The sequence below is a fragment of the Micromonospora sp. ABR4_055 genome (genome assembly GCF_056160425.1).
Map to the genome: position 1 here is coordinate 1 of NZ_JBSWXD010000139.1, position 18412 is coordinate 18412.

General features: G+C 71.3%; 9 protein-coding genes. 3 read left to right on the forward strand and 6 right to left on the reverse strand.

Annotation, left to right across the window (positions count from 1 at the left end; translation table 11 throughout):
• Positions 1 to 140: 140 nt before the first annotated feature.
• Together ACXAHD_RS25155 and ACXAHD_RS25160 are read left to right on the forward strand one after the other, a co-directional pair.
• Positions 141 to 785: a Maf family protein gene (locus ACXAHD_RS25155; RefSeq protein WP_475053630.1), complete on the forward strand. Its 645-nt coding sequence runs from the start codon at positions 141 to 143 to the stop codon at positions 783 to 785.
• A 19-nt stretch (positions 786 to 804) separates the two neighbouring features.
• Positions 805 to 1458: an O-methyltransferase gene (locus ACXAHD_RS25160; protein ID WP_281553319.1), complete on the forward strand. Its 654-nt coding sequence runs from the start codon at positions 805 to 807 to the stop codon at positions 1456 to 1458.
• Between the two features lie 155 nt (positions 1459 to 1613).
• On the opposite strand, the gene ACXAHD_RS25165 is transcribed toward ACXAHD_RS25160, so the two are convergent.
• From ACXAHD_RS25165 to ACXAHD_RS25175, 3 genes are all read right to left on the reverse strand, one after another.
• Entirely contained in the window at positions 1614 to 2378 is a 765-nt protein-coding gene (locus ACXAHD_RS25165; RefSeq protein ID WP_281553318.1) for an ABC transporter permease, read from the reverse strand.
• Between the two features lie 16 nt (positions 2379 to 2394).
• On the reverse strand, positions 2395 to 3354 hold the full coding sequence (locus ACXAHD_RS25170) for an ATP-binding cassette domain-containing protein (protein WP_281553317.1): 960 nt from the start codon (positions 3352 to 3354) through the stop codon (positions 2395 to 2397).
• Between the two features lie 118 nt (positions 3355 to 3472).
• Positions 3473 to 4120 carry a PadR family transcriptional regulator gene (locus ACXAHD_RS25175; RefSeq protein WP_475053633.1) on the reverse strand — a complete coding sequence of 216 codons (648 nt, stop codon included), beginning with the start codon at positions 4118 to 4120 and terminating at the stop codon, positions 3473 to 3475.
• A gap of 106 nt (positions 4121 to 4226) precedes the next feature.
• Between ACXAHD_RS25175 and ACXAHD_RS25180 the strand changes: the two genes are divergently transcribed.
• Complete coding sequence (locus ACXAHD_RS25180; protein ID WP_281553316.1) at positions 4227 to 5978, forward strand: acetyl/propionyl/methylcrotonyl-CoA carboxylase subunit alpha; 1752 nt, start codon at positions 4227 to 4229, stop codon at positions 5976 to 5978.
• A gap of 99 nt (positions 5979 to 6077) precedes the next feature.
• Here ACXAHD_RS25180 and ACXAHD_RS25185 read toward each other — a convergent pair whose 3' ends face one another.
• The 3 genes from ACXAHD_RS25185 to ACXAHD_RS25195 form a co-directional block, all read right to left on the reverse strand.
• On the reverse strand, positions 6078 to 17219 hold the full coding sequence (locus ACXAHD_RS25185) for a LamG-like jellyroll fold domain-containing protein (protein ID WP_475053635.1): 11142 nt from the start codon (positions 17217 to 17219) through the stop codon (positions 6078 to 6080).
• Between the two features lie 304 nt (positions 17220 to 17523).
• Positions 17524 to 17826 carry a hypothetical protein gene (locus ACXAHD_RS25190; RefSeq protein WP_281553314.1) on the reverse strand — a complete coding sequence of 101 codons (303 nt, stop codon included), beginning with the start codon at positions 17824 to 17826 and terminating at the stop codon, positions 17524 to 17526.
• Between the two features lie 11 nt (positions 17827 to 17837).
• Positions 17838 to 18412 (reverse strand): DUF3990 domain-containing protein (locus tag ACXAHD_RS25195; RefSeq protein WP_475053639.1); only part of this gene is annotated, 575 nt, incomplete at its 5' end.

Genomic DNA, 18412 nt, shown 5'->3' on the forward strand with positions numbered 1-18412 from the left:
CATCGTGACGCAGTACATCGAGCAGCAGAACCGGCCAGGTCAGGGCACTGCTCGGGCCCTGGCGGCCCTCCCAGCGCGGGCCTTCACCCCCCGGACTGAAGGCCGGAGCACTGGCCCGCATTCCGGTAGCCTGACCACCCGTGGCTACCTCCCTGCGTCCGCGCCTGGTGCTCGCCTCGGCGAGCCCGGCCCGGCACAAACTGCTGCAGGCCGCCGGAATCACCCCTCAGGTGCTGGTGAGCGGCGTCGACGAGGAGTCGGTGACGCTGGACCGGGCCGACGAGTTGTGTCTGGAGCTGGCCCGGCGCAAGATGGCCGCCGTCGCCGATCGGCTCCGGCCGGACCTCGCCGACGACGGCACCGACCTGCTGGTCCTCGGCTGCGACTCGGTGCTCGACTTCGACGGGGAGATCCTCGGCAAGCCGGCCGACGCCGCCGACGCGACCGCGCGGTGGCGGCGGATGCGCGGGCGGTCCGGGGTGCTGTATACCGGCCACGCGCTGACCAGTCTGGCCACCGGCGGGTGGGCCTGCGCCGCCGCCGCGACCGTGGTGCACTTCGCCGAGGTCACCGAGGACGAGGTCGCGGCGTACGTGGCGACTGGCGAGCCGCTGCAGGTGGCCGGGTCGTTCACCATCGACGGGTTGGGCGGGCCGTTCCTGGAACGAATCGAAGGTGACCACGGCACGGTGGTGGGGTTGTCACTGCCGTTGCTGCGCCGGCTGGTCAGCGAGGTCGGCTACCGGATCACGGATCTGTGGGGCGAGCCCGACACCGGACGTTAGCCGGACTAGCGTCATGCCCATGACCACCAAGACCTTGCCGATGACCGATGCCCTGCAGGCGTACGTCGTCGCCCACGGCACCCCGCCGGACGAGATCGTCAGTGACCTCATCGCCGAGACCGCCAGCACGCTGCCGGAGAACGCGCAGATGCAGGTCGCGCCGGAGCAGGCGGCGCTGATGACCCTGCTGACCCGGCTGGTGAACGCCCGCCGAGCGGTGGAGGTCGGCACTTTCACCGGGCTGTCCGCGCTGGCCATCGCCCGTGGTCTGCCGGCGGACGGGCAGTTGATCTGTCTGGACGTGTCGGAGGAGTTCACCGCGGTGGCCCGGCGCTACTGGCAGCGGGCCGGGGTCGACGGCCGGATCGACCTGCGGATCGGCCCGGCGGCCGACTCGCTGCGGGCGTTGCCGGGCGAACCGCACCTCGACCTGGCATTCATCGACGCCGACAAGATCAGCTACCCGGTCTACTGGGGTGAGCTGGTGCCCCGGATGCGGCCCGGCGGGCTGATCGTGATTGACAACGTGCTGCGGCACGGTCGGGTGCTGGACCCGCAGAGCGAAGAGGACGAGGCGATGGTCGCCTTCAACCAGCAGGTGGCCGCCGACGACCGGGTGGACGTGGTGATGCTGGCGATCGCCGACGGGCTGACCCTGGCCCGGCGCAGGTGACAGCGGCCCGGCGCAGGTGACAGCGGGCCGGCCCGGCCGGCGGTAGCCTGGAACGGCTGCCCTCTGTGCCGTTGCCGTGCGCAGAGGGCAGCCCTGTTGGCCGGGCCGACCGCCGCAGGCGCTGCGGGCGTGTCCCGTGCCGGCTGACGGACGGCCTACCGAACGCTGCGGGCGAAGGCGCGGGCCGCCCAGGTGACCGCGAGACTGGCCAGCGCCAGGGTGATCAGCAGGCCCTGCCAGACCGCGTCGTCGCCGAGGTTGCCGGCGAACAGCGCCCGGGTGCCGTCGACCGCCCAGGAGAACGGGTTCCACTGCGCCACCCGCTGCAGCCACAGCGGCGCGAAGGCCAGCGGCAGCAGGATGCCGGAGAGCAGCAGTACCGGCTGGGCCACCGTGTTCATCAGCGGGGCCAGCGCGTCCTCGCTGCGGACCAGCAACGCCACGCCGTACGACACCGCCGAGGTCATCAGCGCGATCAGGGCGAGCAGCAGGTACGCCAGCAGCAGGTTGCCCAACTGCACGGTGAGCCCGAACGGGATCGCCAGCACCGTGATGATGACGGCCTGCAGCAGCAGGGACACCACGTCGCGCAGGCTGCGGCCGAGCAGCAGGGCGAGCCGGCTGACCGGGGTGACCCGGGAGCGCTCGATCACGCCGGCGCGCAGCTCGGCGATCAGGCCGAAGCCCTGGAACAACCCGCCGAAGATGGCCAGCAGCACCAGCAGGCCGGGGACGAAGAGGCGGTAGACCTCTGCGTTGGTGGTCGCCCCCATCGGGGCCAGCGCCGGCTTGAGCAGCGGGGCGAACAGCACCAGGTACATGATCGGCTGGAACACCCCGACGAAGATCCAGACGGGGTTGCGCAGCAGCAGCAACGCCTGCCGTTGGAAGATCAGCCAGGTGTCGCGGGCGAATTTCATCGTGCGGTCTCCCTGGTCAGCTCTCACGCAGCGAACGGCCGGTCTTGGTGAGGAACACGTCGTCGAGGCTGGGCCGGTGCAGCTCGATCGAGCCGAGTTCGAGACCGGCGCCGTCGATGGTGCGCAGGATCTGGGGGATGGCGGTGGCGCCGTCGTCGACGAAGAGCCGGACGCCGCCGTCGTCGGGAGTCTCCAGCTTGCTGACGTACGGCTGGCTGTCGAGCAGTTGCGCGGCGGCGGCCGACTCGTCCGGACGCAGCCCGACGGTGACCACCTCGCCGGCGACCTCCCGCTTGAGCGCCGCCGGGGTGCCCTCGGTGACGATCTCGCCGTGGTCCATGATCGCGATCCGGTCGCAGAGCGCGTCCGCCTCGTCGAGGTAGTGGGTGGTGATGAAGACGGTCATGCCTTCGGCACGCAACCGGCGGATCTCGTCCCACATGTGCGCCCGGCTCTGCGGGTCCAGCCCGGTGGTCGGCTCGTCGAGAAAGACCACCTTCGGCTCGTGGATGATGCCCAGCGCGATCTCGACCCGCCGTCGCTGGCCGCCGGAGTAGGTCTTGCACTTGCGGTCGGCGTACTCGGTCAACTGGAACGCGGCGAGCGCCCGGGTGGCCCGACGTTGCGCCTCGGCCTTGCCGATGCCGTACATCCGGGCGTGCATCACCAGTTCCTCGCGACCGGTGACCTCGTCCCAGGTACTGCCGCCCTGGGCCACGTAGCCGATCCGCCGACGGACCTCGCCGGGGTTGCGCAGCAGGTCGGCCCCAGCGATGACGGCCTCCCCGCCGTCGGGCTCGATCAGCGTGGCGAGCATCCGCAGCGTGGTCGTCTTACCGGCACCGTTCGGCCCGAGGAAGCCAAAGATCTCCCCCTCCTCGACCAGCATGTCGACGCCACGGACCGCGTCGACGGTCTTGGCGCCACGACCCTGCCGGGAGCGAAACGACTTCCGCAGCCCTTTGGTCTCGATCATGAAGTGTCTCCTGGCTTGCCGAGCCGGCCGGCCGCCGGCCGCTCTCCCCCGTGGGCAGGCCGGGCCGCCCAGCTCCCCACGCTGCGTCTGGCACGCTAGACCCCGGCGATCGGGCTAGTCAACGTTGATTATTGCTGGGTGATCTGGCCGACTCCCGGTCGGCGGCGTCCAGGTCAGCCTGCCACCCCGCCCAGGTGCCGTCAGCCGACTCCTCCGCCGGGTGATACGACGCCCCGGACTCGATCAGCGCGGCGATTCGGTCACACCACGCGATCTCCCCGTCGACCCGGGCGATGGTCAGCTCCAGCATCCAGCCGACGTACGACGGTTTCTGCCGCAACCACCCGGCGGTCAGGTCGTCGCGGGTAGCCGCGTTGCCGGCCCGCAGCATCGCGGCCCGGCCCCGCAACATGGCGACCGCCTCCACCCGGGGCATCGCCGGCAGAAAGGCGAACGCGCTGAGAAACGGGTCGGTCGGCGGTCGGCAGTCGCGCCAGTGCTGCCGCACCAACGAGTCGAATTCATCGACCCCGGCGGCGGTGATCTCGAAACTGGTCCGCGCCGGCCGGGTACCGACCTGGGCGGTGCCGACCTGGCGGAGCAGCCCTTCCTCGGCGAGCTTGCGCAGCGCGTGGTAGATCGACCCCGGTGCGACGTTGGCCCAGCTGTCCGCCCGCCAACTGAGCAGCTCACGGCGCACGTCGTAGCCGTGCACCGGTTGCATCCAGTTGACCAGACCGAGAATCATCATCCGGGTGGCAGACACATCCGGAGCCTAATCGCCAGTGTGCCATCCCACACTGAGCGCCGGTTTAGTTGATCAAGCAGGCCGATAGACTCCGGCTTGGTCCGTGAGCAAAGGAGAACAGGGCGTGCGCAAAGTTCTCGTCGCAAACCGGGGCGAAATCGCAGTCCGGGTGATCCGTGCCTGCCGGGACGCCGGGCTGGCCAGCGTCGCCGTGTACGCCGACCCGGACCGCTCGGCGGTGCACGCCGGGCTGGCCGACGAGGCGTACGCCCTCGGCGGGGAGACCGCCGCCGACACGTACCTGCGGATCGACAAACTGCTCGACGCCGCCACCCGGTCCGGCGCCGACGCCGTCCACCCCGGCTACGGGTTCCTCTCCGAGAACGCCGACTTCGCCGCCGCGGTCATCGACGCCGGGCTGACCTGGATCGGGCCCAGCCCGCAGGCGATCCGCGACCTCGGCGACAAGGTCACCGCCCGGCACATCGCCCAGCGGGCCGGCGCACCACTCGTTCCCGGCACCGCCGACCCGGTCGCCGGCCCGGACGAGGTGGTCGCCTTCGCCGAGCAGTACGGCCTACCGGTCGCGATCAAGGCCGCGTTCGGTGGCGGTGGGCGCGGGCTGAAGGTCGCCCGCGAGATGGCCGAGATCGCCGACCTGTTCGAGTCGGCCACCCGCGAGGCGGTCGCCGCGTTCGGTCGCGGCGAGTGCTTCGTCGAGCGCTACCTGGACCGGCCCCGGCACGTCGAGGCGCAGGTGCTCGCCGACCAGCACGGCAACGTGATCGTGGTCGGCACCCGGGACTGTTCGCTGCAACGCCGCCACCAGAAGCTCGTCGAGGAGGCACCGGCGCCGTTCCTCACCGACGCCCAGCGCGCCGAGATCCACACCAGTGCCAAGGCGATCTGCCGGGAGACCGGCTACCACGGTGCCGGCACCGTCGAGTACCTGGTCGGCGTCGACGGCACCATCTCCTTCCTGGAGGTCAACACCCGACTGCAGGTCGAGCACCCGGTCACCGAGGAGACCGCCGGCATCGACCTGGTCCGCGAGCAGTTCCGGATCGCCGTCGGCGAGCCGCTGCGGTTCACCGACGACCCGCCCCCGCGCGGGCACTCCATCGAGTTCCGGATCAACGGCGAGGACCCGGGCCGCAACTTCCTGCCCGCGCCCGGTGTCATCACCGCACTGCGCCTGCCCACCGGCCCCGGCGTACGGGTGGACACCGGCGTCACCGCCGGCGACGTCGTCAGCGGCAACTTCGACTCGCTGCTGGCCAAGCTGATCGTCACCGGCGAGACCCGCGCCGAGGCGCTGGAACGCGCCCGGCGGGCACTGGACGAGATGGTCGTCGACGGGATGGCCACCGCCCTGCCGTTCCACCGCCTGGTGGTCCGCGACCCGGCGTTCACCAGCGAACCGTTCACCGTGCACACCAGGTGGATCGAGACCGAGTTCGACAACACCGTGCCGGCGTTCACCGCACCGGCGGCGGCCCCCGACGCCCCCGAACCCCGCGAGACCGTTGTGGTCGAGGTCGGCGGCAAGCGGCTCGAGGTCAGCCTCCCCGCCGGCTTCGGCAGCGGTACGGCCGCCGCGCCGACCGCCGCCCGCCAGCCGGCCCGCCGCCGGGGTGGCACCAGCACGGCGGCGGCCGCCAGCGGCGACGCCCTGGTCTCGCCGATGCAGGGCACCATCATCAAGATCGCGGTCGCCGACGGCGACCAGGTCGCCGAGGGCGATCTGGTCGTGGTGCTGGAGGCGATGAAGATGGAACAGCCGATCAACGCGACCAAGGCCGGCACGGTCAGCGGCCTGGCCGCCGAGGTCGGCGCGGTGGTCACCGCCGGCGCGACGATCTGCGTGATCAGCTGACCGTCCCGGTGCGATCACCCCGGGACGGTCCAGTGCCCGGAGCCTCTTGCCGTCGTAGTAGACGAACAGCGCCCAGTAGTGCACGTCCACGTCACGCTCCTACGGCTGCAGGGCCGCGGTCAGTATCCGACCGGCGTCCTTGCCGTAGAAGACGACCTGGTTGCCCTTCCAGTGCGCGGGGAGTCCCTTGTTGACGAACTTGTCGACGTTCATCAGCATCGGCCCTTCCACCACCTGATGCCGGCCGAGTGGGTTGCCCCGGGCACCGGTGCGGTAGTGCTTCACGACGTCGGCCAGATCGGGACTGGTCGCGGTGAACTTCTTCGTCGCCAGGGCGTCGAGCTTCGCGTTCGGCACCTTGAAGTGCAGCACCACGCCGTCCCCACCGAACCGCGGACTCCCCGCCCAGTCGGCCGCCTGCTGCCGCGACCGGGTGGTGTAGAAACCCTTCCCGAAGTCCATCTTCGACCGTGACGAGAATCCGGTGTCCACGCCGTCGGCCCGGATGTTCTCCGCCGCCTGCCGGCTGGTCCCGTGGTACAGGTCCGTGTAACCGCCGCAGTTGTGCACCAGCACCGGCCGGTCGGCTGCCACCACGTAGTAGGTGTGGTCGCCGTCGACGGTGAGGTCGTTCATCCATTTCAGGCCGGTCCAGACCCGGACCGCGGTGACCCGCTGGGTGGATTCGCCGTCCGGGCTGCGCAACCGGTCACCGGGGCGCAGGTCGGCGGCGTCGGTCCACCGGTCGGTGGTGGCGTTCCAGAACGGATGCTGCGCGGTCGTCTCGACGACCGTGCTCTCGCCGGTCGTGGTGTCGGTGACCGTGACATCGGTCAACTCCCGGTCGGCGTGACGGTGCAGCAGCCGCACCGGCCGGGCCGTGCTCTGCCCGGTGGCCGGGTCGGTGGCCAGCACCTCGTCACCGAGCTCGACCTCGCCGATCGGCTTGGTGGTGCCGTCGGCCATCCGTACCCGGGTGTCCGGCGCGAAACTGTGCCGCACACAGCTGGCGGCCCCGTCGGCGAGGTCGTCGACCCGGCTACCGCCGACGCGGGCGGCGTCGTCGGCGTAGTCGGCCGCCTCCCGGGTGGCCCGGCTGGTGCCGCGCGACACCGCCCGCGACAGGTCGTCGACCTTGCGCCCGACCGCCTTGCCGGCCGACGCCGCAGCCTTGCCGACACTGGTGCCGGCGACCTTCTTCGCCCCGGCGGACCCAGCCTTGCTCAACGCCTTGCCCGCTGCCGGGCCCATCATCGGCAGCGCCGCGCCCAGACCACCGGCGGCACCACCCAGTACGGCGGTGCGCAGCAGCTCGACGCCGGTCTGGCCCTGCATGGCACCGGTGACCAGGGCACCGGTCACGCCGGAAGCCACCCCGCAGGCGACCGCGCCGACCCCGGTCCAGCCGATCGCGACCATACAGGCGGCTTCGACGAAGAACCCGACCAGCGCGCCGACGATGTCGGCCTTGTGTTCGACGATCCAGTCCCTGGCCGTCCGGGCCCACTGGCCGACCTGGTCGACGGCCCCTCTGACCGCCTCGGCCATCTTCTGATAGGCCTTCGACACGGCCTGCTTGACGTCGTTGATCTTCTCGGCGATCTGTTCGCGGGCCGCCTGCGCCCACTCGAAGACCTGCTCCCACGCCTGCCGCACCCCGGCCTTGACCGTGTTCCAGGCCTTCTGCACGCCGGAGGAGACCTTCTTCCAGGCGTTGCGCAGCCGCTTGCCGAAGTGCCCGGTCGGGTCGGTGACGGTCAGCGAGTTGCCGTCGCCGTACTGGTAGCGGTTGGCCCGGATCGAGTCGGGCACCGGGCTGACGGTGACGCTGTCGCGGCTGTCGAACTGGCCGACGGCCGGGTCGTACCAGCGGGCGTGCATGTTGACCCGACCCGACCGGGGATCGGTCCACTCCGACTGGTAGCCGAGGTTGCCCTCCATGCCGCTGGCGGCGGTCACCTCACCCAGCGGCGAGTAGGTACGGTGACCGGTCACCGACGTCCCGGCGGTGTTGAACTGGGCGACGATGTCGTCGTGCAGATCGGTCCAGAGCATCCGGCTGGTGCCGCCGTCCCGGACCGCGACGGCACCGCCGTCCGGATCCCGCAGGTACTTCGCCGCGCCGTCCATGGCGAGGTCGTTGCCGAGCCCGGTGTACCGGAAGTCGCTGCGCAGCGCCCGGCCCAACGCGTCGTAGGTGTACTCCCGGGCGTTGCCGCCACCGGTCGGCTGCTGGCTGACGATCTGGTCGAACGCGTCCGCGACCCCGACCGAGGTGGTGCCGCCGGTGACGGTCTGCTTACGGGTGCCCCGGGCCGTGTACTGGTAGCTGGTGCCGGTGCTGTCGGAGACGAGCCGGTTGCGGGCGTCGTGGACGTAGTCGACGTCGCCGACCCCGGTCCGGTTGCCGGCCGCGTCGTACCGGTAGCCGACCGTGGTGTTGCCGTCGTTCCACGAGGTGAGCCGGTCGGCCAGGTCGTAGGTGTAGGTGTTGCTGGCCGTCGTCGAGCCACGGGTGACGGTCTTGCTGGTCTCGTTGCCGTTGGCGTCCCACCCGTAGGTGATCGTCCCGAGGACCTGCCCGTTGGACCGCACCAGCCGGTCTCTGGTCAACCGGTGCAGGTCGTCATAGTCGAACACCCGCCGGTTGTTGGTGCCGCCGTAGGACATCGACGACACCGCCGACATCTCGTCGTAGGAGTACCCGACCGACACCCCGGCGCTGCTGTTGCTCACCGACGCCAACCGGCCGGCGCTGTCGTAGCCGTACTGGGTCAACCCGGCCGCGTCGTCGCGCGAGGCCATCGACCCGTCCGGGGTGTACGTGAACGCCGCGTCGCCCGACGGGCCGGTCACCGACAACGGCAGCCCCCGGTCGTCATAGGCGACCCGGTTGGTGCCGCCGGACCCGGAGAACTCCACCAGCCGACCGGCCGGGTCGTAGCCGTACGTCCGGTCCTGGGTCGCGGCCTCGGCCCCGGAGCCGGACTGGCGCTCCAGCCGACCGGCGTCGTCGTAGACCAGGGTCCGGGTCACCCCGCCCGGGGCACGCTGCGACACTGGCTGACCGGCCACGTCGTACACAGTGGTGTACGTGCGGTCCGCCGCGTTCGGGTACGCCGCCGTCGCCGGCTCGATCCGCGACTGCGGCAACCCCCAGACGTTGTACGTCGTCCGGAACGCCTGCCCCCGCCCGTCGGTGAACCGGGTCGGGTTGCCGGCCAGGTCGTAGCCGTACGACGACTCGATGGTGGTGCCGGCAGCCACCGGCTCGGACTGGGTGCGCGGCAGCCCGGTCGCGTCGTAGCTCAACCGGGTCGTGCTGCCCCGCGCGTCCGTCGCCGACACCATGTTGCCGGCGGCGTCGTAGGTCCAGGCCGACGTGGTCAGCGCGGCCCCGCCGGTCGCCCGGTACGCCGCCGTCGCGGTCGGCTGGGACAGCGGGTCGTACGTGGTGGTGGTGGAGGTGCCGTCCGGGTTGGTCTGCTTCACCGGGCGGCCCAGGGCGTCGTGGTCGACCCGGCTGGTCTGCCCGGCACCGTCGACGACGCTGGCCAGCTCCCCGGCGGCGGTGTAGCCGTACTTGGTGGTCACCCCGGCCGGCGTGGTCACCGTCGACAGGCGACCGGCGGTGTCGTGGCCCATCGTGGTGGTGTGCGTCTGACCGGTCTGGCGGACCGCCTCGCTGACGCTGGTGGTCCGCCCCAGCAGGTCGTAGCTGCTGCCGGTCACCGCCCCGGTGGGGTCGGTCACGGCGAGCAGGTTGCCGGCCAGGTCGTAGCGGGCGGTCGTGGTGGCACCGTCCGGCGCCACCTGGGTCACCACCCGGCCCAGCTGGTCGTAGGTGAACCCGGTCTCTCGGCCCAGCGGGTCGGTCTGCGACACGACCTGGCCGAGGATGTCGTACGCCGCCGTGAAGACCGGGACGACCGGGGTCGACCCGCCCGGCGGGGTGTACGCGGGCAGCCGGGTCTCGTAGGGCCGGCCGGCCCGGTCGAACGCGTACCGGGTCACGTTGCCGTTCGGGTCGGACTCCGCAGTGACCTCGCCGAACGCGTTGTAGCCGATCCGCTCCACCGGCCGCGCCGTGACCACCGGACCGTCGAGTTCCCCGCTCTCGGCCTGCACCTGCGGGCCGGTCGACACCGCTGGCCGGTCGGCCTCGTCGTAGGCCACGTTCGTGGTGTTGCCCAGCGGATCCAGCACCGCCGTGGCCAGACCACCGTCGTCGAGCACGTAGCTGGTGCGCGACACCGTGGCGTCGGCCGCCGGTACGGTGCCGGCGACCACCCGGTCGGCCCAGCCGGCGTCCGCCGACACGCCCTGGTACAGCTGCAGGTCGGAGATGGCCCCGTCGAGCCCGGAGCCGATCCGCAGCCCGCCCCTCGCCACGCTGTGGAAGCGGGCGCCGGTGAATTCGTCGACCTTGTCGCCGTCGATGAACACGGTGAACTTGTCAGCCTGCGGGTCGACGCCGACGGCCAGGTGCTGCCACTGCTCCTCATACACCGTGCCTTCCCCGAAGGGACAGTCGCACCGGATGATCGAGCCCGTCTGCTGCTCGTTCGTGGCCACCCGCCAGCCGTCGATGGTGTGGTCGAACCGGAGCTGGAAGGCGAAGTCGCGGTTCGTGGGGGACGTACTCACCCGCGCGGCACCGGGCACGGTCAGCACCGCGCCGGACTTGCCGTCGTTGTCGACCCGCACCCAGGCGGCCACGGTGTACGGCCGGGTGGTGTCCACCGCCGGCGCGGCCGTGGTGATCTGCGACGTCGACGCACCGGTGAACGCCGCGACCCGCCCCCGCTGGGCGTCGTTCTCCCAGGTCACGTCGGTGGCCGTACCGGGGCTGTTGCCGGCCGAGTCGGCGGCCGCCGTACCGCTGGTCTCGTCCAGCTGCCAGCGGGCCACCGGCGTCGTCGTCCGGTCCGTCTCCCGGTACCGGGTCTGCGAGACCTCCCGGCCGAGGATGTCGTACGCGTGGTCGGTGACGGCCAGCGTCGCGCCGGATCCGTCCCGGGCGACGCTGGACAGCACCTGGTCACCCGGCGACAGCGTGGTCTCGGTGACCCGGTGCAACCCGTCGGGGTCGAGCACGCTGCGGGTCTGCCGGCCCGCCGCGTCGTAGGCGTACGTCGTGACGGTCTGCCCGTTGTCGGTCTGCTGCTCGACCAGGTTCCCGGCCGCGTCGTAGCTGTTGGCCTCCAGCAGGAACGAACTGTCCCCGTCGGTGCGGGTCACCGTCGCGGGCCGCCCGTCGTCGGTGTACGTGTACTCCGTGACGTGCCCCATCGCGTCGGTGGTCGACGCCAGCCGGCCCGCCGGGTCGTAGACGTTCGACTCCACCACCAGGTCCACGGCAGGAGTCGGATCGTTCGGGTCCCCGGTGTAGCCCTTCAGCGTCCGCGACAGCAGGTCGCCGTTGGCGTCCACCTGGTAGGCGTTGACCGTCCCGTCCGGATCGGTCTGCTCCACCACGTGCCCGTACACGTCGTAGCGGTAGCCGGTGGTGGCGCCCATCGGGTCGACGGCCTGCGACCGGCGGCCGTGGTCGTCGTAGGACCATTCGCTGACCCGGGCCACGTCCCCGCCGGTGGCGTCGCTGACCCGCTGCTCGGTCAGGAACCCGTCCGGGCTGTACGAGTGCTGCGTCACCGCCGTGTGCACCGCGCCGGTCACCCGGTCCGTCACCGCCGGATCGGTCCGGGTCGCCACCCGGCCCATCGCGTCGTACGTGTACGTGGTGGTCCGCCCCTGCGGGAACGACGGCGTCACCACCGTCTCGGTCAGTTCCCGACCCAACCGGTCGTAGGTGTACGTGGTCGTCGCGCCTGCCGGGTCGACCACCGTCGCCACGTCACCGGCCGAGGTGTACGTGATCAGCTGCCAGCCCTTCGACGGGTCCAGCACCTGTGTGGGCAGCCCGGCCGGAACGCTCCCGCCGGTGGTGTAGGCGATCTCCGTACGCCGGCCGAGCGGATCCACCGTGCTGCGCAGGTCACCGTTGGAGCTGTCGTAGAGGTAGAGCGTCCGGTAGGTGTCGTCCTGCGCGCTGGACGAGCCCGGCCCCCGCGCCGCCGTCAGCCGGTCGCTCTTCGGGTGCGTCGGGTCGCTGCTGTAGAAGGTGTAGGTGTAGTAGCTGCTGGCGCACTTGTCGGCGGCCTGGTCCTGGCAGGTCACCTCCTGGATGGTGTTGCCGCGCTCGTCCTGCACCGACCGGGTGACGATCCCGTTCGGGTCGTACTCCAGGCTGGTGAACCCGCCGGTGTCGTACCCGTACAGGGTGGTACGGCCCAGCGCGTCGGTCTGCGACACCTTCCGCCCGGACACCAGGTCGTAGGAGTACGACACCTGATGCCCGCCCGGGTCGGTGACCGACACGATCGTCACCGGGTTGGCCACCGTCGTGGTCTGCGTATCCTGCGCCGCCGTGTCGACCTGCGTCGCGCCGGGCGGCAGGGTGTCCGACGGCAACTGGCCGGCCGCTGTCTCCGACAGTGTCGGCGTGTCGGTACCGCCGCCGGTCGCGGCGGTGACCACCAGTGGCACCGTCTGCCCGACCGACCCGTGGTGCAACGTCACCTCGTCGGCGCCCAACGCCCGGTGGTAGAACGCCACCTCCGCCAGCGACCCCGCGTAGTACCCCGTCGCCCCGGCCGCCAGCCCCGACCAGCCGTTGCCGGTGTACCCCGCACCCAGGTACCCCTGGCTCTGCGGTCCGGCCGCCGGCAGCGCCCCGGTGCTCGACTGCACCGGCGCCCCGTCGAGGTACAGCACCTGCGTCGTGGCGTCGGCGGCGTCGGTCGTGGTCAGTACGGCGTGGTGCCACGCGCCGTCGTTGACCGGCGACGGCGACGTCAGCGCCAACGCCCACCGCTGCTTGGCCTGGCTGGTGGCGCAGCTGCGGATGGTCAGCGCAGTGCCGTCCGTGGTGGACGAGCCCGGCACCTCCAGGCACCGCCCCGACCCGGTGTTGCGCCAGCCGCCCTGGTGCGGCGTCCACTTCTGGTTGGCGCTGGTCGAGCAGGTCTGCGCCTGGACCAGCGTGCCGTTGCCGGTGGCCTGACCGGTCAGGCCCAGACACTTGTCACCCCGACGCAACTGTCCACTGCCGCCGACGTACCGCCAGCTCTGGGCGGACGTGGCGGCGCAGGTGCCGACCTGCACCTTGGTTCCGTTGGTGGCCAGCTCCGCGCACTTGCCGGCGAGCCCCGAGGTCAGCGGCCCGGTCGGCTCGGTCGACGGGGCCAGGCCGCGCAGCCGACCGTCGGCGTCGATCCACAACACCGGCGATCCCGCCGACGGCGTACCGCCCACCGCCGCGTCCTGCGTGCCCACCAGCACCCCGGCGGTCGCGGTGGTCCTGAACCACAGCTCCTGCGACTTCGCGCCGTTCGGCGCGACCCGGCCGCCGGGCACCGCCACCAGCGACGACGTCCCGTCGAACGACACTGCGGTGCCGTCGGCGAACGGACCCGCCGCGCCCAGTGTCACCGCGCTGAACGTCGCGGTCTCCTGCCACGTCTCGTTGACCGCGTCGACCCCGGCGGCGTCGCGCAGCCGCCAGTAGTCGGTGGGTGCCGAGCCCAGCACGGCCGCCGCGTACAGGGCGCTGGTGCCGGCCACCCGTGGCGTGCCCATCGTCCAGGTTCCGCCGTTGCCGTCGGTCAGCTCCGACAGCTTGCCGGTGACCGGGTCCGTCGACAGCGACGCCAGGGTCCGCCCTTCGGCGCTGGTCACCGTGGACAGCTGCCAGCTCTGCGCCCGCGCCGTACCGTTGATCTCGGTGACGTCGGCGGCGGTCAACATCCGGTCGAAGAACGCCACGTCGGCGATCTGGCCGGTGAAGAAGTTCGCGTGCCCGGTGTTGTCGGCGGAGCCCTGGTGCGGCTGGTCCGGCCAGTTCCCACCGACGAACCCGGCACCCACGTACTCGTACGCCGACCCGCCGATGTCGAACATCTCGATCAGGCCGTCGCGGGTCGCCTGCCGGGTGCCGTCCAGGTACAGGGCCTGGCTGGCGCCCTCCCCGGCCAGCACCACGTGATGCCACTGGCCGTCGTCGACCCGGCCGGACGACTGCATGGTGGTGCCGGCGAAGCCGTCGTAGAACTTCGCGTGCAGCTTCCCACTCGTCCCGACGTAGATCGCCGGCGTGTAGTTGCGCGACGTCGTGCCGGCCGAGATCGGATCGTGCTGGTAGGAGAACAGCACTCCGGCCCGCGACGTCGCGCCGGTGCGGAACCACATGCTGACCGACTGGTACGCACTGTCGTTGACCAGCCCGCTGGGCAGCCGCACCCGCGACGACGTGCCGTTGAACGCCGTCGACGTCGACGTCGAGCCCGGCCACACCGTCGGCGTCGCGCCCGGCGTCGTGTGCTCGTAGAACGCCACGTCGGTGCCGCCGCGTTCCAGCACGTCACTGGCGGCCCAGGTGGACCCGGCGGGTTCGTTCAGCCGCCAGTACGACGACGGCGCGTGGTTGCGCACCGCGTTCGCCCCCTGGTTCGCGTTGTTGCCCCAGCCGTACGTGGTACACACCGCCGTCGGCGTACACGCCTTCGTCAGGCGGTCGTGGCTGCCGTAGGTGTACTGCCACACGTAGCCGCTGCCGCCGGCGGTCGGCGCGTCCGTCGTCACCTTGGTCACGTGCGACCCGGCCGACGGGCTGGCGGTGCCCGCCCAGGTCAGCGTCAGCGACCGACCGGAGGCGTTGGTCAGCTTCGAGATCAGTCCGCTGCCGTTGTAGGTCGCCGTCAGGGTCCGGTCGTTGGCGTCGGTCACCGCCGTGAGCCGGAAGACCCCGCTGCCGGCGGAGCGGCCGAACACGTACGTGGTGCCGTGTTTGACGGTCAGCCGGTACCCGGTGATCGATGTGCCGGACCTGACCTCGGTCAGCACCTCGTACCGCCCCGGTGGCGGCACGAACGATCCGTCCGAGGTGGGGCCGAAGCCGGCCTCCGAACCGTCCGGATACGTCACCACGGCACTACGCAGCGCGTCGTTCGTGCTGGTCCGCCCGGTCACCTGGGCGTCGAGCAAGCTCGACCAGCCCTGCCCGAACGCCCCCGACCGCCGGGTGTCCAACGTGTTGTACGACCGGGTGATCGCCAGCTCCGGGCCCACCCCGGCCACCTGCGCGTCGGTCGCCGTGGTCGTGTAGTTGCCGATCTCCGGGTGGTAGCCCACCCCCGGGTTCTGCGCCAGCCGGGATCCCAACGCCGGCTGCGGTACCCGGGTGTAGAACGTGTACCTCGGATACCGGGCCCCGTAGACGGCACCGTCGAACGGCTGCACCACCCACGAGTACTGCTTGTTCGAGCGCAGCAGCCCGGCGGGGACGTCGTAGTAGGAGCCGGTGCCCTCGGTGACGTGGAGGACCGTGCCGGCGTCGTCGTGCAGCCAGAGCTTGTAGCTCACCGTCCCGGAGTTGTCCGGGTCGTGGCCGCGCACGTACAACCGGGGGGTCAGCGTCGACACGACCGCGCCGTGCACCGGGGACCGCTGACTCACCTGCGGCGGCAGGTTTGCCGTCATGGTCAGTTCCAGCCGGGGCGCGTACGCCCCGTTGCCGTAGTTCGCCGAGGTGAACCTCGCTCCGGCGGCCAGGACCTGCTCGTCGTCGATCAGCGCGAGACCGAGGTTGCGCTGCCCGATCGCCCACCCCGAGACCAGCTCACGGACGTCGACCTGCACCCACTGGCCGGACGTCGGCCCCGCCGACGGGTTGGCGCACGCCTGCCCGTTGTCGGTGTAGTAGCGGTACCGCACCGAGCCCGGTTCGAGGTCCGGCCCGGGCAGCGCGGCGGTCGCCAACTCACCGACCGTCCACTCCTGCTCGACCAGGCCGACCTGCAGGTCCTTGACGTCGCAGCGCACCCGGTGGTTCAGAAACAGCCGCAGGTACGCCGAGGCGATGATCGGCTTGGCGTCGGTCACCGCGGACGAGATGTCGAAGTTGAGGAACGTCCGGGAACCGACTCCCCCGTTGTAGCCCACCTGCAGGTGGTTGCCGTTCTGCACGGTCGCGCCGGTGGCCGGATCGGAGTCGACGAACACGTCCCCGTCGGGGCCGGTCGTCACCGTCGGATCCACCCGTACCGGGAACACCCGCGCCGGGTCGGCGAGCCAGGCACGGTCGGCGACCAGCCGCAGCGCTGGCCCGCCGTCGACCTCGGTCAGCTCCATCGCGACGGCCGCCGACCGCGCCGGCAGACCGGTCTCCGCGTCCACCGACGAGTCTTCCATGTACGCCGGCGGGATCGACGCCACCACCGCCCCGGCGTCGTCGACCAGCTCGACCGACCCGGCCGAGGAGATGCGGGCCGTCACCCCCCGCAGGGTCAGCGGGAACACCCACGCCGACGCGGCCTGCGGCGACGCCAGGATCAGCGTCTCCTTCACCCCGTCCGGCCGGGCCACCAGCTCCAGGTCGGTGCCGGGCAGCACCTGCCGGTACGTCGCCGTCGCGCCGTCGACCACCGGGGTCACTGTCGCCGCACCGGCCAGACTCCACCCGAACACGCCGCCGCCGGGCAGCGGCAACTCGACCAGCGGCTCCCCCGCCGCCGCGCCGGACGTCGCCGCTGCCCCGGCCGCCGTGGTGTTGGATGTCGACCCCAGCGACACCCCCATCGGGTTGTCGGTGACCCCCCACCGGTCACCCCGACGCACCAGGGTCGGATCGATCGGCCGCCACGACCCGTCCGCCGCCCGGTAGTTAACCTGACCGGTGCTCAGCTGCGCCGTCGTCGAACCGTCGGCGTTGTCGTACACGGTCATGGTCGACCGTGACGACCGGGCGTCGCGGCGGCTCGTCGCCGGATCGTGGCGCGCCGCCGTCACCGGCGTCACCGACTCGTCCACCGCCGGCTGACCGGCGTACCCCGGCAACCCGTCGACCAGCCGCTGCGCGGCGCCGGCGCCCCCGCTGGCCCGGGTCGCCGCCGCCGAGGAGTACCCGCCGGGGCCGGCACCGTCGCCGACCGGCGACACCGGGAGCTCAGCCGTCGCCGGGCCCCCCCATGGCAACCAGCCCGGCCGATCGGTGATCCACGACGTCAGCCACCCCACCGGAAACTCACCGTCGGCGGGCACCGCCCCCGGCGGCACCGACGACGACAACCCCACCAGCGCCGCGGCCACCACCGCGACCCCACCGGCGCACCGCCGCCACCGGGCGAACGTCCGGGTGGTCCCTGTTCGACGACGGCGGTGTGGCTCCTGGCTCGTTCCCATCGGTGGCGGCCTTTCTCGCTGCGGTACGCCCGTTCGCCCAGTTAGGACCATGAACAGATCGTGCCGGCTCGGAGCCGCCGAGTAATGAGGGAGATCTGAGGAAGCCGTTGGGGAATACCAGGGAAGCGCTGAGCGCGCGCGCCAGCAGCCGGCCAGGCATGATGGACAGAGTGCGTGGTGCCGGCGGCGATGAAGCTGGAGCAGCTGATCAACACGGCCCAAGGCCGGCACGGTCAGCTGCCTGACCGCCGCGTTCGGCGCCTACGCCACGATCTGTGTGATCACCTGACCGGGCCCGACCTGATCACCCCGGGACGGTCCAGTGCCCGGAGTCGCGGGCCGGCGCCGGCCGGGCAACCCAGCCGGACCGGTCCGCGTCGTCGCTCCAGTCCGGTACCTCACCGAAGTAGATGATCATCGCCCAGTAATGCCGGTCCTCGTGCAGGACTATCTCGTCGTCACCGGAGAAGTCCTGCCCGTGCCACTGCTCGTTGATCCGGGCGACGGCTTCGGCACGGGAAATGCCGAACAGCTCGACCATCTCGGCCGCCGTCGCGTCCAGCAACTCCCGGACCTCGGCCGACAGGTCCATCTGGTAGTCGTCCACGGATTCCTCTTCTATGGCTGCAAAGCGTCGGCGAGTACCTGGCCGGCGTCCCTGCCGTAGAAGACGACCTGGTTGCCGGACCAGCGGGGCGGAGCCCCCGACCTCAGGAAACCGTCGACGTTCATGAGCATGGGCCCCTCGACCACATTGTAGTTATTCGACAGGTTTCCTCCGGCACCGGTGCGGTACTGCCGTACGATGTCGGTCAGGTCCGGGCTGTTCCTGGTGAACGTCTTCGTGGGCATGGCGTTGAGTTTCGCGTTGGGCACCTTGAAGTGGAGAACTGCTCCGTCGCCTCCGAATCGGGGATTGCTGGCCCAATTCTGTGCCTGCTGCTGGGAACGGGTGGTGTAGAAGCCCTTGCCGAAGTCCATTCTTGAGCGGGTGGAGAAGTTCGGGTCCACGCCGTTGTTCCGGATGTTGTCCGCCGCCTGCCGGCTGGTCCCGTGGTACAGGTCGGTGTAACCGCCGCAGTTGTGCACCAGCACGGGCCGATCGGCTGCCACCACGTAGTAGGTGTGGTCGCCGTCGACGGTGAGGTCGTTCATCCATTTCAGGCCGGTCCAGACCCGGACCGCGGTGACCC

Excerpts from the sequence above, each read along its gene's own strand:
- ACXAHD_RS25160 (WP_281553319.1), top strand. The coding sequence starts at position 805 with ATGACCACCAAGACCTTGCCGATGACCGATGCCCTGCAGGCGTACGTC.
- ACXAHD_RS25165 (WP_281553318.1), bottom strand. The coding sequence starts at position 2,378 with ATGAAATTCGCCCGCGACACCTGGCTGATCTTCCAACGGCAGGCGTTG.
- ACXAHD_RS25170 (WP_281553317.1), bottom strand. The coding sequence starts at position 3,354 with ATGATCGAGACCAAAGGGCTGCGGAAGTCGTTTCGCTCCCGGCAGGGT.
- ACXAHD_RS25185 (WP_475053635.1), bottom strand. The coding sequence starts at position 17,219 with ATGGGAACGAGCCAGGAGCCACACCGCCGTCGTCGAACAGGGACCACC.